At 44.9% G+C, this 21,275-nt stretch carries 22 protein-coding genes; 9 read left to right on the top strand and 13 right to left on the bottom strand.

The window, feature by feature from the left end:
- Positions 1–416: 416 nt before the first annotated feature.
- Positions 417–1,628: a ferredoxin--NADP reductase gene (gene petH / locus F6J90_RS34905; protein WP_293104636.1), complete on the bottom strand. Its 1,212-nt coding sequence runs from the start codon at positions 1,626–1,628 to the stop codon at positions 417–419.
- 568 nt (positions 1,629–2,196) lie between these two features.
- On the opposite strand from petH, the gene F6J90_RS34910 reads away from it, so the two are divergent.
- From F6J90_RS34910 to F6J90_RS34920, 3 genes are all read left to right on the top strand, one after another.
- On the top strand, positions 2,197–3,207 hold the full coding sequence (locus F6J90_RS34910; RefSeq protein WP_293104638.1) for a phosphoribulokinase: 1,011 nt from the start codon (positions 2,197–2,199) through the stop codon (positions 3,205–3,207).
- Between the two features lie 153 nt (positions 3,208–3,360).
- On the top strand, positions 3,361–3,663 hold the full coding sequence (locus F6J90_RS34915) for a hypothetical protein (protein ID WP_293104641.1): 303 nt from the start codon (positions 3,361–3,363) through the stop codon (positions 3,661–3,663).
- Positions 3,660–3,836: a hypothetical protein gene (locus tag F6J90_RS34920; RefSeq protein ID WP_293104643.1), complete on the top strand. Its 177-nt coding sequence runs from the start codon at positions 3,660–3,662 to the stop codon at positions 3,834–3,836. The genes F6J90_RS34915 and F6J90_RS34920 overlap by 4 nt, the downstream gene beginning before the upstream one ends.
- Before the next feature lie 77 nt (positions 3,837–3,913).
- Here the strand turns inward: F6J90_RS34920 and F6J90_RS34925 are convergent, their stop codons facing one another.
- From F6J90_RS34925 to mnmG, 3 genes are all read right to left on the bottom strand, one after another.
- Complete coding sequence (locus F6J90_RS34925) at positions 3,914–4,501, bottom strand: TIGR04376 family protein (protein ID WP_293104646.1); 588 nt, start codon at positions 4,499–4,501, stop codon at positions 3,914–3,916.
- Positions 4,502–4,832: 331 nt separating this feature from the next.
- Positions 4,833–6,005 carry a hypothetical protein gene (locus F6J90_RS34930; RefSeq protein WP_293104648.1) on the bottom strand — a complete coding sequence of 391 codons (1,173 nt, stop codon included), beginning with the start codon at positions 6,003–6,005 and terminating at the stop codon, positions 4,833–4,835.
- An 81-nt stretch (positions 6,006–6,086) separates the two neighbouring features.
- A complete protein-coding gene (gene mnmG, locus F6J90_RS34935; protein WP_293104651.1) occupies positions 6,087–7,997 on the bottom strand; it encodes a tRNA uridine-5-carboxymethylaminomethyl(34) synthesis enzyme MnmG in 1,911 nt (636 codons plus the stop codon).
- A gap of 226 nt (positions 7,998–8,223) precedes the next feature.
- Here mnmG and F6J90_RS34940 point away from each other — a divergent pair, with 226 nt between their 5' ends.
- Positions 8,224–8,373, top strand: a complete 150-nt coding sequence (locus F6J90_RS34940; RefSeq protein ID WP_293104653.1) for a hypothetical protein — start codon at positions 8,224–8,226, stop codon at positions 8,371–8,373.
- A gap of 91 nt (positions 8,374–8,464) precedes the next feature.
- On the opposite strand, the gene gatC is transcribed toward F6J90_RS34940, so the two are convergent.
- From gatC to F6J90_RS34955, 3 genes are all read right to left on the bottom strand, one after another.
- Positions 8,465–8,755: an Asp-tRNA(Asn)/Glu-tRNA(Gln) amidotransferase subunit GatC gene (gene gatC, locus F6J90_RS34945; protein ID WP_293104656.1), complete on the bottom strand. Its 291-nt coding sequence runs from the start codon at positions 8,753–8,755 to the stop codon at positions 8,465–8,467.
- A gap of 113 nt (positions 8,756–8,868) precedes the next feature.
- Positions 8,869–9,390: a photosystem I assembly protein Ycf3 gene (locus F6J90_RS34950; protein WP_293021894.1), complete on the bottom strand. Its 522-nt coding sequence runs from the start codon at positions 9,388–9,390 to the stop codon at positions 8,869–8,871.
- Between the two features lie 705 nt (positions 9,391–10,095).
- Positions 10,096–10,278 (bottom strand): hypothetical protein, encoded by a 183-nt coding sequence (locus F6J90_RS34955; RefSeq protein WP_293104658.1) that lies wholly within the window; start codon positions 10,276–10,278, stop codon positions 10,096–10,098.
- A gap of 836 nt (positions 10,279–11,114) precedes the next feature.
- On the opposite strand from F6J90_RS34955, the gene F6J90_RS34960 reads away from it, so the two are divergent.
- Positions 11,115–11,366, top strand: coding sequence for a hypothetical protein (locus tag F6J90_RS34960; RefSeq protein WP_293104661.1), 252 nt, complete (start codon positions 11,115–11,117; stop codon positions 11,364–11,366).
- 352 nt (positions 11,367–11,718) lie between these two features.
- Here the strand turns inward: F6J90_RS34960 and F6J90_RS34965 are convergent, their stop codons facing one another.
- Positions 11,719–13,188, bottom strand: coding sequence for a transposase (locus F6J90_RS34965; protein ID WP_293104664.1), 1,470 nt, complete (start codon positions 13,186–13,188; stop codon positions 11,719–11,721).
- On the opposite strand from F6J90_RS34965, the gene tnpA reads away from it, so the two are divergent.
- Positions 13,171–13,578 carry an IS200/IS605 family transposase gene (gene tnpA / locus F6J90_RS34970; protein WP_293104666.1) on the top strand — a complete coding sequence of 136 codons (408 nt, stop codon included), beginning with the start codon at positions 13,171–13,173 and terminating at the stop codon, positions 13,576–13,578. The genes F6J90_RS34965 and tnpA overlap by 18 nt on opposite strands.
- A 5-nt stretch (positions 13,579–13,583) precedes the next feature.
- On the opposite strand, the gene F6J90_RS34975 is transcribed toward tnpA, so the two are convergent.
- From F6J90_RS34975 to map, 3 genes are all read right to left on the bottom strand, one after another.
- Positions 13,584–13,892: a Uma2 family endonuclease gene (locus F6J90_RS34975; protein WP_293104669.1), complete on the bottom strand. Its 309-nt coding sequence runs from the start codon at positions 13,890–13,892 to the stop codon at positions 13,584–13,586.
- 3 nt (positions 13,893–13,895) lie between these two features.
- Positions 13,896–14,117: a hypothetical protein gene (locus F6J90_RS34980; protein WP_293104673.1), complete on the bottom strand. Its 222-nt coding sequence runs from the start codon at positions 14,115–14,117 to the stop codon at positions 13,896–13,898.
- A gap of 2,518 nt (positions 14,118–16,635) precedes the next feature.
- On the bottom strand, positions 16,636–17,463 hold the full coding sequence (gene map, locus F6J90_RS34985; protein ID WP_293104675.1) for a type I methionyl aminopeptidase: 828 nt from the start codon (positions 17,461–17,463) through the stop codon (positions 16,636–16,638).
- Positions 17,464–17,715: 252 nt separating this feature from the next.
- On the opposite strand from map, the gene F6J90_RS34990 reads away from it, so the two are divergent.
- Complete coding sequence (locus tag F6J90_RS34990) at positions 17,716–18,168, top strand: DNA-binding protein (RefSeq protein WP_293104678.1); 453 nt, start codon at positions 17,716–17,718, stop codon at positions 18,166–18,168.
- Positions 18,169–18,246: 78 nt separating this feature from the next.
- On the opposite strand, the gene F6J90_RS34995 is transcribed toward F6J90_RS34990, so the two are convergent.
- A complete protein-coding gene (locus F6J90_RS34995) occupies positions 18,247–18,393 on the bottom strand; it encodes a hypothetical protein (RefSeq protein ID WP_293104680.1) in 147 nt (48 codons plus the stop codon).
- Positions 18,394–18,425: 32 nt separating this feature from the next.
- Positions 18,426–19,073 carry a hypothetical protein gene (locus F6J90_RS35000; protein WP_293104683.1) on the bottom strand — a complete coding sequence of 216 codons (648 nt, stop codon included), beginning with the start codon at positions 19,071–19,073 and terminating at the stop codon, positions 18,426–18,428.
- Positions 19,074–19,265: 192 nt separating this feature from the next.
- Here F6J90_RS35000 and F6J90_RS35005 point away from each other — a divergent pair, with 192 nt between their 5' ends.
- Entirely contained in the window at positions 19,266–20,492 is a 1,227-nt protein-coding gene (locus F6J90_RS35005) for a sulfite exporter TauE/SafE family protein (RefSeq protein WP_293104685.1), read from the top strand.
- A gap of 318 nt (positions 20,493–20,810) precedes the next feature.
- Positions 20,811–21,251 (top strand): hypothetical protein, encoded by a 441-nt coding sequence (locus tag F6J90_RS35010; RefSeq protein WP_293104687.1) that lies wholly within the window; start codon positions 20,811–20,813, stop codon positions 21,249–21,251.
- Positions 21,252–21,275 lie beyond the last annotated feature (24 nt).

Below are 21,275 nucleotides of genomic sequence, written 5' to 3' on the forward strand. Positions count from 1 at the left end.
TATTAGCCGAAGATGTCTAGCGGGGATGGAGACAGCATGAACTGCATGTGAAGAAGCTTGCAGGGGTGGTTTTGTGGAGTCCACCTTTGCCTTCAACCGTTGATGGCTTAAGTTTTGGAAACCGAGTTTTCAAACGCCTGAACCTCTTGTTATAACTGAATTGTAGCCATATAAATATCGCAATTTCGTACAGGCAAGCATTAATTTTCAGTTTAAGTGAGCACAACATTCAAGGCAACTGTGTAGCCATCTTAAAGCTTGTTTTTATTTAGCCAAAATCGCGCTGCAGCCCTATAGAATAAGCTCAAAAAAACAGTAGCGCGCCTGTTTCACTCAGCCCTATTGGCAAAAAAAACAGACGCGCTAATTTGATCTAACTCCTCCAAAAGGAGGATTTACTTTAGACCAGCCGTAACCTAGTAGGTTTCAACGTGCCAGCGATGTGCTTTCTTCATTTGCTGTCGGTATGTAGTCCAATCTACATCCTCCTTAGCAGCTGCAGCGGTCAAAGCCTCATCAATACCACCTTCCATACCTTTTAATCCGCAGATGTAGGTGTGGGTGTTGGGTTCCTGCATCAGCTTCCACAACTCGTCAGCATTCTCCGCCACCCTGTGCTGGATATACATCTTGCCCCCTTCAGAATTCTTCTGCTCACGGCTAATGGCATAGGTGAGGCGGAAGTTATCTGGGTTATTCTGCTGCATTTCTTCTAAATCATCTTTATAGAGGATGTTAGGGGTGGTAGAAATACCAAAGATCAGCCAAGCCAAGCCCTTGAACTTGTAATCTTCGTGCTGCTCTTTAAACATCCGCCATAGGAAAGCGCGGAATGGTGCAATACCAGTTCCCGTTGCCATCATGATGATATTGGCATTGGGGTCCGATGGCAGCAACATCTCCTTACCCACCGGTCCAGTGATTTTGACATCATCCCCTGGATTCATATTGCACAGGAAGGTAGAGCAGACACCGTTTACGGTCTCCCCAGTTTCGGGATGTTTGTACTGCAGCTGTCTGACACATAGGGATACTGTCTTATCATCCAAGTCATCCCCGTGACGAGTAGAAGCAATGGAGTACAGACGAAGCTTGTGGGGTTTGCCTTTGTCATCAGTACCATCGGGAATAATCCCAATACTTTGACCTTCGAGATACCGCAGATCACCTCCAGAAAGGTCAAATTTCAGGTGACGGCAATTACCAATACCCCCTTCCCGGACTAGTTGTTCGTTTGATATACACTTACCAATGAAGGGGTTTTTGGGTCGATAGGTATTGACAGGGATATCATCTTTGGCCTTTTTGGGTTTCGCTTGAGTCATAGGCTTAGTTGTGTTTTCTGACTGGGTAGGCTTAGTTGTGTTTTCTGACTGGGTAGGTTGTGTTTGAGCCACTGACCCATTAGCGGCACTACTGGATAGAGGTTTAATGCTGACAATCTTCCCTCCCATGCGAGCAATCCGCTGCATTTCCTGCTTCATGCGGTTATAGGGCACCGTCAACAAAACGGTGCCACTCTGGCGAATCGGTCCATTTTGACGAAGACCGACTACCTCATAAACGTAAGTGCGACTACCAAATTCTGTAACAGTGCTGGAATTAGTAGACTCGCTAGGACTGTACATTGCTTCTATTGCTCCAAACCAAACTGACTATGTATTGCTAACTATGTATTTCTAAGACTTGCCTTGGCACCACAAACAGACTCACGGTCGATGGGTGAGCGGCTAGCTAGTAATAACCCCGAATAATGCCTTATTAGCGTAACATTGTAAAGCTATGCCCAGTAATGTTTTTGGTTTATCAGGGAGAGAATTAGTGTAGAGGCACTGCTAGGCACTACTCTCAAGTTACATCATGAGTCACTCAAAAACTGTAAATCCTGAGTCAGTTTAATTTTTTCTTTAAAAAATGCCCAACAAACCTTAGCATAAGTACTAAGCGATGTAATGCTACTGACAATCAGCCTTGTATAAGCAATCTGGTTTTGGTAGAATCCACTATGAGCAGCTAGTAGTAAATACTTAAGCAGAGCTTGGCTTTGGTCTTCCCTAGTGGTTAGTACTTAAGCGAGTGGATTTATGGTGGCATGTTATCAAGCACCACTATAAGCGTGTGTCAGATTGCTCCCAGGCTTGGGCTTTGGCTTACTGAAAACTGATTTGAGAATATGTTTTACGTTAGAGGGAAGATATGACCACAGATCTGGAGAGGGTGGTAGTTATAGGAGTTGCTGGAGACTCAGGATGCGGTAAATCAACGTTTCTAAAGCGTTTGACCGACCTATTTGGCCAGGAGTTCATGACGGTGATTTGTCTGGATGACTATCACAGTCTGGATCGCAAACAGCGCAAAGAGAAAAAAGTTACTGCCCTTAATCCTAAGGCAAATAACTTTGACTTGATGTATGAGCAAATCAAAGCGCTCAAACAAGGTCGGGGCATAGACAAACCTATCTACAACCATGAGACCGGTGAAATTGATCCACCAGAACGGGTTGAGCCTAATAAAGTCATAGTCATTGAAGGGCTGCACCCTCTTTATGATGAGCGGGTGCGTGAGCTGGTTGATTTCGGCGTTTACCTAGACATTAGCGATGAAGTCAAAATCCAATGGAAAATCCAGCGGGACATGGCAGAACGGGGCCATCGTTATGAGGATATTCTAGCGTCGATTGAAGCTAGACGTCCAGACTTTGAAGCTTACATTGAAGTCCAGAAGCAATACGCTGATGTGGTCATTCAAATCTTTCCCACCCAGCTGCTTCAGGGAGAGGCAGCTAAGGAAAGCAATCTACTGCGGGTGCGCCTACTTCAGAAGGAAGGGGTGGAAAACTTCGAGCCAGTTTATCTGTTTGATGAAGGGTCAACCATCGACTGGAGACCTTGTGGTCGCAAGCTAACCTGTGCTTATCCTGGTCTGAAAATGTACTATGGGCCAGACAGCTACATGGGTAACGAAGTCTCTGTACTAGAGGTAGATGGTCAGTTTGATAACCTAGAGGAGATGATTTACATCGAAAGTCACCTCAGCAAGACCTCAACTAAGTACTATGGAGAGATGACCGAGCTATTGCTCAAGCACACCGATTATCCTGGTTCTAACAACGGTTCAGGCTTGTTCCAGGTTCTCGTTGGTCTGAAGATGCGGTCAACTTATGAAACCTTGATATCCGCTCAAGCCAAAGTAGCAGCCAAGGTGTAGTATGGTCTACAGGAGCTGATGGGAAAAATGTTCGCGTAACTCACATTCCATCAGCTTCCTCAGACGGAACAAACCGAATCAGAGCATAAGATTGGCATGGTATCGGATAGAGTTATAAGAATTTGGATAGCCAGCGTTTTGGTGTTTTTTGTGATGGTGGAAATCTACCAGTGGGTTAGACACGTAACTCTACCACTACCAGTGTTTATCTTAGCAGGAGCCTTATTAGCGATCGCTTCTAACTATGGCAAGCATCCAGGCTGGATTTTTCGCCAGCCTTCCTTCGGGTCTGATTCATCTGATTCCAATCTCAGCCAAGACAACCAAGACCAAGATATTACCAAGACTGCTGCTAACTTAAACGCTACAAACCAATCCTTATTTCCAGCCTTGCCTATCCGACAAAAATCAATTTCTTTTATTATTAATCGTCGTTTTGAAAAAAAGAATGAATGAAGAATTTATGTAAGCTGTCAGCCGTCAGCTCTCAGCTCTCAGCTCTCAGCTGTCAGCCGTCAGTGGTCAGCTCTCAGCTCTCAGCCGTTGGCCTTTCGCTCACGCTACCCGAACAGTTTTGTGGCACAGGCTTTGGCCTTTGGCCACGCTGTGCGAACGACGCTGTGAAATAACTCAGATTAATTAAACGAATGCTTACCTCTTTCATTCAAAAGCTGATAGCTGATACGCGACACGCTGATAGCTGACATTAACGGTTCATATTCCGCTTCATTTGTTCCAACTCTTCATCCATTTCCCAGCTTTTAAACTGTTGCTCTAAAGGGTCTACACCAGAAGGGATATTGTATTGGTTACTGTTGGTAGTCTGATTCCAGGCAAATGTCTGGGAGTTCTGCTTCGGCTGAGCACTTGCCCGAGCTGCTGCTGTATCTCTAGCTTTAGCCTGAACTTCAGCGCTACGGTTTTTAATCTGTTCTTGGAGTTCCTTGGCTTTAGTAATGCGCTGTTTAACCCCTTCCATCTGGCCCCAAAGCTGATTGCCTTGACGTAACAGAGCTGCTTCTCGCTGTTGAGCTGCTTGAGCCAAATCAAATCTGTTGTGGGACTTTGCCTTTTTAATACGCTCATGCCAACGTTGAATGTCTTTGGCAACGGCAAGAATTTGGTCTTGCAACCGCTTTTCCTGTTGCTGTAAGTCAATAATTAGCCGCAGTGTGTCTTTTTCTTGCTCCCGTAACTGCTCCTCTAGTGCCTGTAGCTCTAGATGAGGATTGTTGCGGAGAAATTCTTCTAGACGACTTTCTAGAAATCGATTCAGGTCTTCAAATAGTCCCACTGCACCACTATCCTAGATCCTATTAGATCATATATCTTTCACTCTGTTCTATCAACATATCTCAGGTTATCTGAAATAGCTACAGGAATGCTATTTATAGTGGGTTAATAATAGTTAATTTAAAACCGGCCATTGGGCTTTGTGCGATCGCGATCACACAAATCGCGATTTTTGCGATCGCTATTTCTGCGATCGCGAACATACTCTAATCCACTACAAAATACCATTGCCAATTGGCAATATAGCCATCCTGTTGTTAATTTTTACAAAGCGTTACGATTTGTTTTTTACATTCGATATGGTGATTTATTACAGTCATGATGTTACATGACTAGAAATGTTGTCCAACGTAAATTGAACGAACTTCACCATTGCGTCGAATCACTGCTTCCTGATTATCTACAGACACTAGAGTCCAACCGCTATTACCAATAGCTTCCCCCAGCTTAATCCGTTGGGTAACACCATCAATTTTAAACAAAGCAGCAGATTGCTCTCCTAGCTCCAGTAATCCCACCAAGGTATGTTTGATGGCAGGTGATGATGGTGGGGGAGGTGGTGGGGCAGGGAGTCGGTCAATATTAGCGCTGGGCAGGGGGTCTGGGGTTGGTGGTGGCGGTAATTCTAGAGTAATTGGTGGTGGTGGTTCTAGAACATTTGGTGGCGGTGGTTCTATAGCAGTTGCTGACGGAGGTTTCGGGATTGGTGATGGGGGGGATGGTGTAAGTTCAGGGGTACTAGGAGGGGATGGTTTTACTGGCGCTGAGGATGCTATGGCAGGATCAGGGGTTGGAACCTTTTCAATCGGGATGTAATAAACTCGTTCTAAGACACGTTCTTTGATAGCAGTTGGTGGTGCAGTTGCTGCTGAGTTAGGAGCTACCGGAGGATTGGGAGGTGTGGGGTCTGGTAATGATTGGGCGATCACAGTCTTTTTGATAGCTTGTGCTTTGCGGTCAATCACTTCTAGCGATCGCAACATATAGTTAATAAACTGGGCATCAGGTTCTGAGACTTTGCCTTGTTGAACTGATACTAAAGCCACTAAGTTGTTCAACCATGACCAAGTTAGCTTTCCCTGGCTAGTCAACCACATTATTGTGATTGCTGATAGGGACAGTAAGGCTAAAGTCCATAGGAGCTTGTCTAAAAACCGACTAGAGTTATCGGCGACAGTACTAGAGTCAGTATCTGCCGTTGTCTTTTGCAACTCACTTGATGTGGTTTCAGCTAACTCCTGGGTTGAGGGCAGTGGCGATTCCAGAAAGGGAATAATTGCCGCTGATATGGGAATTTTCGGGATTGCTATCGGTTCCAAGGAGACATAGTCTGGCTCAGGGGGTTCTGTCGGCAACTCGCAGCCGTTCTCAATCATTTGGTACAGATCCCCAAATAAATCATCCATTAACCTATCGGCTTCAGCATCTACCGACCATGGCTGAATGGGAAGGGGAGGGTTCAACCGCTCTGTTGATTTTTCTTTGGTAATCACATCCTGAGACATCGATGGTATGCTCTCGTAACTTTGACTATGACTATATCTTTGAGAAGATTATCTAGGGTTTTCTCACAGATGCCCCTGAGATTATGGAGTCACAACAGGACTTAACTTTCGTTCCCGCACCTCTAGATATACCAGCAACGCATTAATATCTGCTGGATTAACCCCGCCAACTCTAGATGCCTGACCAATAGTCATAGGTTTGACTTGGCTAAGCTTTTCACGAGACTCCTTGGATAGAGTTTCAATAGCAGCATAATCCAAATCTGGTGGTAACTGCCGATTAGCTTGCCGAGAAACTTGGTCAATTTGGTTTTGCTGACGCTTAAGATAGCCTTGATATTTTAGATCAATTTCTGCTCCTTCTCGTTCCGACTGATTCAGCTTAGGGTCACCCAGTTCATATTGGTCTAGATTGACATAGTGGAAACCAGGACGACGTAGTAACTCAGCTAAGGTAATCGAGCCTTTGATCTTTTGCTGGGTATCGGATGCGATCGCAATTCCGATTGGATCATGTTCCTTAATCCGCACCGACTGGAGTCGGGCTTTTTCTGTGGTAATATTCGCCTGTTTTTGTTGATACAGCTGCCACCTACGGTCATCAATCAAACCCAGTTTCCGTCCTAAAGGAGTCATACGGCGGTCAGCGTTATCGGAACGCAATAGTAACCGATACTCCGAACGGCTAGTCAGCATTCGGTAAGGTTCCCGCAGGTCTTTGGTACACAAATCGTCAATTAACGTGCCCATATAGCTTTCTTCCCTAGGAAACACCACCATTTCCTGATGGCGGACATAGCGTACTGCATTAATTCCTGCTACAATCCCCTGAGCTGCTGCTTCTTCGTAGCCAGTGGTACCATTAATTTGTCCAGCGCAGAACAATCCCTCAATTTTTTTAGTCATCAGTGTCGGATAACACTGAGTTGCTGGTAAATAATCATACTCAACCGCATAAGCAGGACGCAGCATAGCACAATTTTCTAATCCCGGAAGAGTTTGCAATAGCTGCAACTGCAAATTCTCTGGTAACCCAGTAGAAAACCCCTGGATATAGAGTTCTGGAATATCTCGTCCTTCTGGTTCAATAAAAATCTGGTGGCTTTCCTTATCAGCAAAGCGCACAATTTTATCTTCAATACTAGGGCAGGAACGGGGTCCTTTAGCCTCCACCCAGCCTCCATAGATTGGGGATAGATGAAGATTGTCCCGAATCAAGCGGTGAGTCTCAGAAGTCGTGCGGGTCAGATAGCAATACATCTGCTCTCGTTCGACCCACACATCTGGGTCAAAGCTAAACCAGCGCACCTTCTCATCCCCTGGTTGAGGTTCCATTTTGCTGTAATCCACGGAGCGCTTATCTACCCGTGCGGGGGTTCCAGTCTTGAGTCGTCCCGTTTCAAAGCCTAAGCGGTTAAGGGTTTCAGTCAACCCAATTGCCGCAAATTCCCCAGCCCGTCCTGCTGACATGGACTTGTTTCCCACCCAGATCCGTCCACCCAGGAAAGTGCCAGTTGTCAAGATCACTGCCGATGCTTGGAAAGCCACACCGAAGTAAGTCTGGACACCTATCACCTCATCATTAGCCCCCAGCACCAAATCCGTGACCATGGCTTCCCGGAGAGTCAAGTTTTCTTGATTTTCTACAATCTCCTTCATCACAGCCGCATATTCTCGCTTATCCGTCTGCGCTCGCAAAGCCCAAACCGCTGGTCCCCGTGAACAGTTAAGTACCCGCTTTTGCAGGTAGGTACGGTCAGCCATTTTGCCAATTTCTCCACCCAAAGCATCTACCTCATGGGTGAGTTGAGACTTGGCCGGTGCTCCCACTGCTGGGTTACAGGGTTGCCAAGCAATTTTGTCTAGGTTAAGGGTAAGTAGGATAGTACGACAGCCCAACCGTGCTGAAGCTAGGGCGGCTTCACAACCAGCGTGTCCCGCGCCAACTACAATCACATCAAAGGCATCTTGGAAATCTACTTGGGAATGCATGGGTCTAAGGAAGGATCTGAAATCAAAGGTGAGGAATTTCCTACCAGAAAATGGTGCATTTTTTATATTTTAATTTAAAAATTAAGGGCTTGGTTTGATAGTTAACCATCAACCGTCAACCATCAACCGTCAACAACAAACTCTTTTACGCCCAGTTAGCATTCAGTGGTCAGCGGTCAGCGGTCAGCGGTCAGCTTAAAATCAACCCAGCGTAGCGAACAGCTTTGTGGCACAGGCTTTGGCCTTGGCCTTTGGCCACGCTACGCGAATGGCCACGCTGTGCGAACGACGCTGTGACCTAACTCAGATTAAACGAATGCTTAAGTATTTTATTCTTAACGGTTTCCTCCTCAATAATCGTGCCCATAGCACATAAGCTGATAGCTGATACGCGACACGCTGATAGCTAATAGCACCTCAAGTAGCGTGCCCGTAGCGCATAAGCTGATACGCGACACGCTGATAGCTTAGCCTTCAGTGATAATTTTTGGCACTCTGAAGAAATCACCATCCTGCTCAGGAGCCTCCCTGAACATACTTTCCCGGTCAGTATAGGGTTTGAGAGTATCCAGTCGAGTCACATTGCTAATATCAATCGCCCGTGTAGTCGGCGGCACATCCTCAGTATCTAATTCACTAAGCTGTTGAAAATAATCGAAAATATTGCTCATCTGAGCCGCAAATTTCTCCTCTTCCTCTGCTTTGAGTTCTAAACGAGCAAGATTGGCTACTTTTTGGACTTGTTCGCGGTCTATCATCTGGTTATATTATCTTCTTGGTTACTAACGAATTCCTCAACATTCAACAGTAAAGGCTTAGCCCAAATCAAAGACTATAAAGACTGTCAAGTTTATTAAGTAGAAGCTAGCCGCTAAAAGTAAACATCAATCGTAGAACGACCTGTAGTTTTCAGCCAGTTTTGGGCTTCAATGTAGTTATTAGGAGCAAGGCGAATAGCTCGTTTCCAATAATCAGCCGCTTTGTCATACAAAGCTTCTGCCCCCTCACTATCCCCAGCTTCCTTAGACTGTTCACCTTGGTAATGGTAAATTACGGCTACATTATTAAGGGCCTGAGGCATACGGGGGTTGATATCAAGGGCCTGATGATAGAGTTCTAAAGCACGCTCATGCTCACCATTACTCGCTTGAATCAGCCCCATGTTGTAGATAATAAAGCTGCGGTCGTTGGGGTCTTCCTCCAGTTCCAAGGCTTTTTTGTAATTATCCATAGCTTCAGCATATTCCCCATCCGCTTGAGCTGACATACCATCTCGGTAATAGACAAAAGCTTCCTTGGCTTGCTTATTGGTAGGCAGAATCTTTAAGAGGATGTCTGCCATCACCGTAAAGGTTTTATCGATAAAGTTATCGTTGCGTTGAGTGCGTGGCATAGTTGCGTGGGTCTATAGTCTTCACCTTGTATATCATCCTATCTCTTGACACTCCCCGCCCTATAAGAGCGGGGATTCTTAGTTCTACGACATACCTTAAAATTAGTTATCCTGAAAGGCAATACTTAAGCCAAATATCCGTCCAGAAGAACCAAATATTGAGCCTAACTTAACTAACCCCAGTGGGCTTGTCTCCCTAAGCGTTGGGATTCCCCGTTCCCGTGTGCCCCACGGTACGTTATATACTTTGAATTTGTACTTTACTGGTTTTCGGTGTCTGTTAAGACCCATGCGTTTTGTCGAGGTTTTTCGCGCCTCGTGTACTAGTATTTTGCGTGGAACGGGCATCCTGCCCGTAATTGTCGTTGTTGAGTGAGGCAGTACCGACGAATCGGGGCCTGTACTAGGCTACATGTTCATTATATCAAATTCGTGCTTATTGCCGTCGAACGAAGGACGGGGCTTGAAACCCAAAATTTTTGGTCAGCATTTAGCTATTAACCTCTCAGCAGTTAGCTCAACAATCTAGGAAAACTTAAGCATTGATTGGGCTAACTGCCGCAAGTACATGATTTACCTTGAACACCCCTCAATAAGCCTCAATAAGCTGATAGCTGACGGGTAAGCATATGCGCTACGCGCAGGCTACGCCAACAGCTATCAGCGTGTCGCGTATCAGCCATTAGCCATTGGCCTGTGGCCACGCTACTGGAGGTGCTTATGGGCTATGGGCACGCTACTGTTCGCGCAGCGTGCGCGTAGCGCAATCGCTGCTTTTGAATAATAAAATAAGCTGACCGCACCTGAAGTAGCGTGAGCCATTCGCGTAGCGTGGCCATAGGCCAAGGCTGACCGCTGACCGCTGACCGCTGACCGCTGACGGCTCAATGCTGATGGTGATCCCTTGAATCCCCTATTATTTGGCTAAATTAATCCCTTGCAATGAACTAATCCCGGTAAGTGCTCAAGTCATGGCTATATTACCTAGAGCCTCAACTCACTTACTGTTATAGAACTTCATTAACACATCTATTTATATATGTCAATAAAAATATGTGTTAAAATCTCAGTAAAATCACTTAGAATAAAAGCATGGTAGATGAACCCTGATAATTACCCCCGGAGCTGAAGTTTCCGGGGTTTTCTGTATTGCCTATAGTTCCCACAGTAATCCGATCGGAGCTAGATCAGGGTTTTGTAGATTCCTCTGGATCAATTAGTGAGTCACTTTTCCGGATATCCGTGAAATCACAGAGAAAAAAGAAATGGTAGATGCACCCTGATAGTTACTCCCCGAAGCTCACGGTTCGGGGGTTTTCTTTAGTACCGATATTCTGCATTTCTTATTTTAAGTATAAATACTGTTAGCTATCAGCTAATGGGCTACGAGCACGCTGCTTGAGGTGCTATCAGCTATCAGCTAATGCGCTACAGATAGTGCTACTTGAAGTGCTATCAACCATTAGCGATTGGCCTGTGGCTACCGTACTTGAGGTGCTTATGGGCTATGGGGACGCTACTGTTCGCGCAGCGTGCGCGTAGCGCAATCGGTGCTTTTGAATAAAATAAGCACCTCAAGTAGCGTGAGCCTTGGCCGTTGGCCACGCTACGCGAATGGCTCACGGCTGACCGCTGACTGCACCTCAAGTAGCGTGCGCGTAGCGCATATGCTTACGAACTAGCAATACTTTGCACAGCCTATTAACTGATGGGAGAGTAGAATAATGTTGACTAATGATATCTTAGACGAAATTCACAAATTTCGTGAAGACCATGCCAAGGCTTTTAACTATGACGTTGCTGCGATGTTCGTTGATTGGCGCAACAGACAGACGGCAAGTGGTAGAAAAGCAGTAACGCTACCACCGAAAAAGTCTAACCAAACTCGCGCTTTGCATCAAGACAGTGAGATGCACCCGACTGAACTTGAAGATGAAGAAGAGGAGAAGATAGTTCAGAGGAATGCGTTCGCGTAGCGTGACCTACGGTCAATCGCTTTTTTCATAAATAGGGATTAAACCCATGAAAACCATCATATTAATGGCGGATTAAGTTGTAAATTCACCGGAATTGTTGTAAGTTTCAGTATTTATGAATCAATTCTCTGGCTAACCCACTGTCTTGATGCAGTCGCTCATGGGGGGAACCCCCAAGACCGCGCTGCATCGCTTCCGAAAAGCCCTTAAAGCAGCACTTGAACCTTGAGTCAAACTCATTTGGACAAACTGCTCAACCCCTTCAATAATGGGAAAATTAGGAAACGTAGGACTGAAAGAAGACTCAACATAGCTACCCCCCTTACCCGCTTGGAGTACATTGATTTATGAACTACCCCGCCCTGTAGAGGGACGGGGTTTCAGCAGACCCGTCTGATGAGCGTGATTTTTGGCGCTTCATCTTCCCTAGTTGCTTCATCGATCCAGTATGCTTACTGGTCTTTGAAGTAGAGCTAGGAAATCCACGTTTATCGAGGTCATTTCCGTACCCCGGCTGATTACCTAGTGCTGCGTTGTACATCACCATTGCGCTGGTTTTATCCCGTGAAAGCCGAAATCCGCACTGATCACAAACGTGGTAACGATTGGAGAGATTAGCCCAGTGTTTATGAATTTTTCCACACTTTGGGCAACGTTGTGATGGCTTTAATTGTTTAGTAGGCAGATGAAGTACTATCCCACCTTTTAATTCAATTTTGTAGGACAGCATCTTGTTAAGAGACCCAAAACCAACATCAAGAATGGATTTGTTTAACCCAACTTTTTGATTTTTTCGCTTTGACCCTTTCTTGGCTTTGCGGGTCATTCCTTTCGTATTTAGCTTTTCGGTTACACCGATGTCATAACGACTAGATAAATCTGATGTAACTTTGTGTTGCCAGTCTTTTCGCTGATTGCCAATTTTACGCTTGATTTGAGATTCCCGTTTATTGGCTTTTTTCCAGCGACTTGATGGCTTAACTCGCTGTTTACGATTAGGAGCGCGTTTCCTGCGTTTATCTTTGCCAGCAGTTTTTAGTAATGGCTCTAAAGCACGAATAAAACGCTGATTTTTGATTTCGTTGAACTCGGAGCCATCAAAAGTAGTAATAGCTGTCTGTGTTCCTAAGTCATAAGCCACAACCGACTCATAATTTAAGTCTGATTCAGACCCATACTTGGGTTCAGGTACATCCACTTTTACGGTGATCGACGCAAACCATTGATTCAATCGTGGCTTGTAAACAACGGTCAATGTAGTTGGCTTACCCCAATGTTTGGCTTTACCTCGCATCCTAATCTGAATCTTTAAGTCATTTAGCACTAGAGTCCCATGTTTTCCATTGCTATTAACCTTCCATCCAGAAGTACTGGGGTAAGTCCAACCAGAGTAATCCCTAATAGACTTAAATCTTGGGAACTTTCTTAATCCCTTTAAGAAGCTGTTGTAAGCTAAATCTACCCGTTTGACCGTCCCTTGCAATGAGGTACTGTAAAGACCTTTGTAATCAGGCCAACAATCTTTATATGCTGGCAAAATATTCTGTTGATCAAGGTAGCCAACACTTTTTCGATTAACCTTCCACTCATAGCGGCGGTGAGCTAGACAGGCATTATACAAAAGTTGATGTAACGAACGGGCATAAAATAGCTTATTTTTTTGCGATGCGGTTGGATACAGTCGAAATGTCTGCCTTAGCGTCACCACTTCAGTCTCACCTCCTTGTGTGCAGTCAGTCGATAGTTGCTCTAGAATCAATATAACACCGAACAACGAAGTTGACAAGGAATGCCTGAGATTACCATGAGAAAAGGTTCTCACGTAGTTTTTTCAATTCACCTGCATATTGTCTTTGTGACAAAATACCGTCGCCAGGTGTTTACAAAAATGATGTTAGATCGCATGGCTCAAGTTTTTACGAGGGTACTGGAGCCAAACAAATGTAAATTAGAAGAATTCAACGGTGAACCAGATCATGTTCACTTGATGGTAAGTTTTCATCCCGACAATAACTTGTCTGATTTGATCGCATCCCTGAAATCAGCTAGTAGTAGAATTCTCAGAAAAGAGTTCAAGGCAGAAATTAGCAAGCATTACTGGGGAGAAAAAGCCAAATTATGGCATGACTCTAAATGTATAGTTTCTTGTAGCGGAGCACCTTTAGATCAAGTCAAGCAATATATCGAAAATCAATCAGGCGGACGAATTTGAGGGGTCTATCCATCCCCATCCTTAAGAGGAATGGGGAATTTCGACCCCTCAAACTCCCCATTCGTTAAACTTCCCTTAGAAAACTGCCATAACTCAGGCACTCCCAAAGCTTCATAAGCACTCAGTTGTGTTTTGGAAGTAACATCAACCTCAATGGCTAGATCGGGAGGTGGATCACTACTTAAATCTAATCTCCTTTTGCCAATCATTAAACGATAATTTTGAATATAAAAACAATTATCAGGCTCGATTCCTGCTGCCATATCCTTCCGCTTGAAATTATTTGAGCCGTAACATTCGCGATTGACTTCCAATTATTATAGTAAAATTTTAACCATATCACCAATAATTTCTTTATCAAACTCATCTTCTGGCAATGGCATTCTAATTTCTAATTTATTTTGATAGTAAGCTACTCTATTAGCTCTTTTTTCACCGAGTTCTTGTAAAATATCCTCGAACGTTGACCAGCTTACATCAGTCAAAAGAATCCGCTGTCCTGGAGGAACACTTAACTGCCTGAGCTGTAATGTTACCATTGAGCATTACCTTCCGATTAACCTGCTTCTGTCTTGGTGCGCGTTCGGTGTGGGCGTTGGAACCTCGCGCCTTGTCGCACCGCTATTTTATGGCAATCGCCCCTTGGAAGCTGTGAGAGTGCGATTGACCTACGGTCACGCTACGCGAACGCATATCAATTAACCCACCCTACGTGCTTCAAGCTGTAATATAGAATAACACATCAAGTAGTAGTCCTATGGGTCAATTGATAATTGATAATTAATACAGCTTTCGAGCAACGGTCTTGCCGCCAGTTGTCAATCATCCCCTGCTAAACCTTCCGGATAGTGGAGAAGTCACTCAGAAGAAAGAAATGGTAGATGCACCCTAATAATTACCCCCGAAGCTCACGGTTCGGGGGTTTTCTTTGTCGGTGCGCTCTTACCATTAAGAATTAAATTCGCCACGGGTCGCACCTGTAGATGGTGCCATAAACCATAACTTGGCCGTCAGCTAAAAGTAAAGTTTTATCTAGGTTTTATCTAGGTTTAGTGATCATATAGAATCTTGAGCCATACTTTAGAGCTTCCGGATCTCGGTAACATCACTCAGAAGAAAGAAATGGTAGATGCACCCTGATAATTACCCCTGAAGCTCACGGTTCGGGGGGTTTTCTTTGTAGGTGCGCTTTCCGCATCTAATTATTAAATTCGCCACGGGTCGCACCTGTAGATGTTGCCATCAGCTCCTCAGCTGGCTGTTGGCTAAGAGCAAATTTCTCCCGTGGGTTTTGTTATTTATTGACTAGTAAATTGACTAGTAATCCTTCCGGATATCAATCCGATCAATCAGAAGAAATAAATGGTAGATGCACCCTAATAATTACCCCTGAAGCTCACGGTTCGGGGGATTTTTTTTTTAGGTGCGCTTTCCGTGATGGCGAACGCGCCCCGCGTGACCTACGGTCAAGGGATTGCTCGCCATCACGGGTCGCACCTGTAGATGTTGCGATCAGCTCCTCAGCTGGCTGTTGGCTAAGAGTAAAGTTCTCCCGTGGGTTTGGTTATTGATTGACTAGTAAATTGACTAGTAATCCTTCCGGATATCAATCCCATCAATCAGAAGAAAGAAATGGTAGATGCACCCTAATAATTACCCCTGAAGCTCACGGTTCGGGGGATTTTTTTTTAGGTGCGCTCTTACCATTAAGAATTAAATTCGCCACGGGTCGCACCTGTAGATGTTGCCATCAGCGCCTCAGCTGGCTGTTGGCTAAGAGCAAATTTCTCCCGTGGGTTTTGTTATTGATTGACTAGTAAATTGACTAGTAATCCTTCCGGATATCAATCCGATCAATCAGAAGAAATAAATGGTAGATGCACCCTGATAATTACCCCTGAAGCTCACGGTTCGGGGGATTTTTTTTGGTAGATGTTGCCATCAGCGCCTCACCTGGCTGTTGGCTAAGAGCAAATTTCTCCCGTGGGTTTTGTTATTTATTGACTAGTAAATTGACTAGTAATCCTTCCGGATATCAATCCCATCAATCAGAAGAAATAAATGGTAGATGCACCCTGATAATTACCCCTAGGCTCAATGGTTTGGGGGTTTTCTTTTGGAAAAGCTGTCCAATTGCGATCAAAGCTAATAGTTACCAGGGATATTCCGGCATTTTTTTCGACTATTTTATTGATCATAGTTCCGGAGAATAGTTAAGTAACTAAGAACAAAGAAATTAGATGCCACCTGATCAACACCCCTGAGATCTGATCGGGAGTTTTTTAGCAGTAGATCAATTGCGATTTATATCACTAGTTACTAGAAGCACCGTCTCAGGGTATTTGTCACCCATTTACCTTTTTGTAGATCAATTTCGATCTATGTAACTAGTTACTAGAAGCACCGTCTAAGAGTGTTTGTCACCCATTTACCTTTTTGTGGTTCCGATGTTGATGCTCTCACCGGCTAATAAGACACTCCCTTATTTTGAACTTCCCCATCCGTCGCAGGAATGGGGATTCCCAGGCACAACCTAATTGGCTGTTATCTCCTAGGGCGTAACTTTCCCCCGCACCGGAGGTAGCTGAGTAGGGTCAATACCCAGTTTTTTGAGACCCTTATCTCCTATATTAACATTTTCGAAAATTCATCCCCGTCCTCTTAGGTCGGGGTATTCTTTTCTCTCAACCTCCTAGGGCTAAAATAAATTCGCGCGTTAATCGTTTTTAATCCCAGCTCTGACGAGACTGGGTTTTAAAACTTCGCGCTTACTTGTGATCAATCCTGCTAGCTGTCAACTGCCAAAAATTTGGTAGTTTATAGAAATAGTCCCAATCGAATATATCATAACCTTATCTGGTAAGCAATAGCTATGGCTTGGGAGAAAATGGTACACCTAGACCATTTCCCCTGAGATAGCTATGGCTTGAGAGAAAATGGTACACCTAGACTATTTCCCCTGGAGTAGGAGACGCTCCTCTATTTAATTGACCAACTACCCACTCATAAGTTCCATGTGCCAGCAAGTCATTCGCTAATTCATAAGTAAGGCTATAGTTAGACCTTGGCACGGTCAGTCAAGATTTCGTAGCCATCAGTTGTTACCAAAACCGTATGTTCAAACTGAGCGGATAGAGAATTATCGACCGTAACGACTGTCCAACGGTCAGATAGGGTGCGTGTGAACTTAGTACCAGCATTCAAAATTGGCTCAATCGCTAGAGTCATCCCAGCACGCAGCTTGACATTCGGCAATTCCCGGGTGCGGAAGTTGAACACTGAGGGGTCTTCGTGTAAATTTCGCCCCACACCGTGACCCGTATAATCCTCCACTATACTATAGCCATAAGTTTGGGCATGGTCTTCAATCGCGCCAGCAATGTCTAGCAAGTACTTCCCTGCTTTCACCTGTTCGATGCCCTTGTAGAGGGTTTCATTTGCCACCCGAATTAATTGACTCGCTTCTGGTTTGACCTCTTCAATCGGAATAGTAATGCATGAGTCTCCGTGAAATCCCTGATAGTAGGCACCTGTATCAACTTTCAACACATCACCACTGCAAATCACTTTCTTAGGACTAGGAATACCATGAACTACTTCGTGATTCAGGCAGGTGCAGATTGAACCAGGAAAGCCGTAGTAACCTTTGAAACTTGGGGTTGCTCCCATCTGACGGATCCGCTTTTCGGCATAGGCATCTAAATCCGCTGTGCTCATGCCTGGCTCAACCATCTCAGAAATTTCTTTGAGTACTGTTGCCACAATAGTTGCCGCCTGCCGCATGATCTCAATTTCACGCTCAGATTTGATTTCAATCCGTCGGCGTTTTTTCTTGGCACGGGAGGGATTAGTGGCACCGGAAAACAGGTTACTTAGAATGTTCATTTGATAATTATTAGTTAATTAAGAATTATTAAAGAATTATTATATCTTTCGATTTTCTTTCTATTTTCGGTTCCTAGCTCTATTGAGTAAAAATTCCTAGCAGGATGGTTTCCAACACTTCACTAAGAAGAGGATAAATCCCCTCTTTCAACAAAGAGCTATTCCAGTTAACCACAACTTGACATTAATGGTCGATTTTCGTTATACTACATATATCGGAATAGTTAATCTAATCTACTTTAGAGTAAACTGATGAACAAGTGCGTTTGTACTACTGAAGCAGCATCTCTGTTAGGAATATCTTCGAGACGATTGAGACAACTTCTCCAAGACGGTCGCGTCCGGGGTGCCTATAAAAGCGGCAAATTTTGGATTATTCCTCTGTTCAATCATTTACCCCAAATCATCAAGGCCAGCCGTGGCCCAAAGGGCAAGTGGCGTAAAAGTCGTCCTCCGGCTCTAGCTAAGATCAATGTCAATCGCAATCGCATTGGTAGCAACAAAACTAAACGTCCCGAAGAGCGTCAGCCAGTGATTTCAGTAAAACGAAGCGGCAACAATCTATACGGCAACCAGGTAGAAATTCTTGGTCCGTGTCGGATTGTCTATCAACCGGATAACCCTCTTGATTGTGGTGCTCGTCTGTGGATTGAAACCTTTAGTGATATTCACTTTATCGGTGGTAGTTTTCCGGCCACTGCCTAGTAGAAGGTAGGGTTATATAGAGTTGATCGCACTTATGAGGTACAGTCTTTTTTGAGGCTGATTCCCTTAAAACCCTCTTTATAGCATGCCTTTTGCCTTTTGGCTTTTGCCTTTTGGCTTTTGCCTTTTGGCTTTTGCCTTTTGGCTTTTGCCTTTTGGCTTTTGCCTTTTGCCTTTTGCCTTTTGGCTTTTGCCTTTTGCCTTTTGCCTTAACAGGATAAGCAATGTCCCTCAAACGTTGCTGAGAATTGCTATTTTTACCTTTTTCCTGTTGCGTTTTTCCATAACAACACACTGCCTATACCTAGGATGACTAAGGCAAAAATCCCTACCGGCAACCACCACTGTAATAGTTGAGGCTCTGATGGTGCAGTATCCTCCAAGGATTCTGATAAGGATTCTGACTGCTGGTTAAATCCAGGTTCAGTGGCAGGACTTGGCACAGTCGCAGTTTTTTTCCCAGGAGTGACTGTAACGTCGTACTTGATCTCAAATGGCTTAAAACTAGCTCCTGATTTAGGAGTACCGCTTAAGACTAACTCATAGACTCCCGCTTTAGGAAAGACTAGATCAGCTCCAGGAATACCTTGATATTGTTCGGCTGATATAGCTTTCAGCTGTGGCTCAAGGATGGGGGAAGTCCCTAAGTCTGATGAGGATTTAGAGTAAACCACTAATTGACAATCACATTGCTCTAGGGGAATGAGTTGGCCCCCTTGGCGAGTAAGGGCAAACCACGCTAGAGCAGGTTCTCTAGCGCGAGGATTGTGATTGGGTTCAATGTGGAAGGTAGCACCGACATCAGCAGACGTTTTAATGTTGTGAGAAATTATCGGAAAATACTGCTCAGTTCTGAGTGCTGAGTTTTCAGTAGAGGAAATGTGGGATCGCAGTTTAATGGTCATGGGGGTTAAATCTTAATGCTAAAATTTCTTCAAAGATGGTCTTAGCTCCTAACCATAAAATGCCGGAGATACAGAGGATATCGAAGATAACACATCAATCTTTTAATTACAAATTGCTATAAATTCACAATAAGGATGAATGGCTGATGATAAGATCTACGATAGTCTATCGCTAGGGAACATAAGCACGGAATGGTTTTAGATTTGCTGCTGGTCATGACCCTAGGGTTTCTGGGGAGTTTTGGTCATTGTGTGGGAATGTGTGGACCTCTGACAGTGGCGTTTTCTCTATCTCAGCAGCAGGAAAAATCTCCAAAGTGGCTGCATCAGCTGGGTTTTCATAGTCTACTGAACCTAGGACGAATAATTAGTTATGCTCTAGTGGGAGCTGGACTTGGGGGTATGGGTTCGGTCTTGATTGCCAGTGGTCAGTTGGCTGGGATTGGCAGTGGATTGCGCCAAGCCATGGCAATTCTGACTGGTTTAATGCTTATTTGGTTTGGCTGTGTGCAGCTTAAACCCGATTGGATTCCCCGTCTGCCCCTATTACACCCCCTATCTCAAGGGATTGGGCATCAACGGCTGACGGTGGCGATGACTAAATTGTCTGGGGAATCTCAGTGGTGGACACCAGCCCTTTTAGGAGGAGTCTGGGGTTTGATGCCTTGTGGATTCCTGTATGCTGCTCAGATTAAAGCAGCGGAAATGGGTAATCTCTGGTGGGGAGCAGCAACGATGCTGGCATTTGGACTGGGAACGATGCCCATGATGCTAGGAGTGGGTTTATCTGCATCTAGACTCAGTGTTAGCAAGCGCAGCCAGTTGTTTCGCCTAGGAGGCTGGGTTACCCTCACGATTGGTATTTTAACCCTTCTCCGTACCGATGCTATGGTGGATTACACCGGTCATGGGGCGCTGCTGTTACTGATGTTAGCTTTGATTGCTCGTCCGATTAGTGGTTTGTGGGCTGGGCTGTTACGCTATCGTCGGGCTTTAGGAGTGGGGGCATTTGTGTTGGCGATCGCTCATACATTTCATAAGCTCGACCATACCTTGAACTGGAAGTTAAATGCTCTGGGGTTTATGCTACCGCAGCATCAGTGGGGTATGTTAGCAGGAACTGTAGCCCTTGTGTTGATCACCCCAGCCGCTCTCACCAGTTTTGATTACTTACAGAGAGCTTTGGGCAAGCATTGGCGACGGATTCATTTATTGAGTATCCCTGCTTTAGTCCTAGCTGCAATTCATACCGTGATCATTGGTTCGAGCTACCTTGGAGAGTTAGCTTGGACTGGAAACCAGCAACTAAGAGCTGTTAGTTTGGGAATAATTACCTTAGGAGTATTGCTAGTGCGATCGCGTATTGTTTGGTCACGGTTGTCCCTGGAAAAGTTCTACGTTCCCCCCAAATCTTGGTAATGGTCACTGATTCTACCAATTTCCCCAAATCAAATCTAAAACTATAGCGCGTTAATCATAATATAGCGTTTCTCGTACTTATGAGGTAAAGTCATTTTTATGCCTCCGACTCCCGACTCCCAGGGCGTGCGCTTGACCCGTAATTAAATTCGCCACGGGTCGCACCGCTCCTGACTCCCGACTCCATAATGCCATTAACCTCAAGGGCTTAGTACCTCAATGATATTAGCTATAGTTAGCGATATTTTCTCTGCTCCAAGCTAAACCCTATGCAATTTACATGTAAAGTAGCTATAAGGTTAATTTTTGGTGGGCTTTATGGGGTTTCGAAATTGGTTAACTGCTACTGTTGTAGCTTGTTTGATTTGGGTGATCAGCTCGGCCTTTGCTGCCCCTGCGTTGGCTGTGATTCGCATTAAACTGTTCGACTTGTCTTCCCAGGAGTGTCCCTCAGGAATGGCGGAAGGTACGGTGACCAGTGGTGGGGGGTCGGCTAGGCAGGCTAGTTGCTATCTGATCAAGGGTAAAGCCAAGAATCCCACTGGCAGAATGGTGGTTGATGCTGATGTCTTTGGTCGTATCTTGGATGCCAATGGCAATAATACCTTCCAAAACCGGGGTCGCGTGGGGTTAATTGATGAAGTGCCACCAGGAACCAGTAATTTTGAAATCCGGGTTACGGTTCCTGCTAATGTAAAAACGCCTCTGATCCTTAAGGGTTTTAAGGCATCCGGCTTTAGGAACAGAATCGGTCGATGATTAGCTTAAACGGGGATAACCCCC

This window comes from Moorena sp. SIOASIH (assembly GCF_010671925.1).
GTDB lineage: Bacteria > Cyanobacteriota > Cyanobacteriia > Cyanobacteriales > Coleofasciculaceae > Moorena.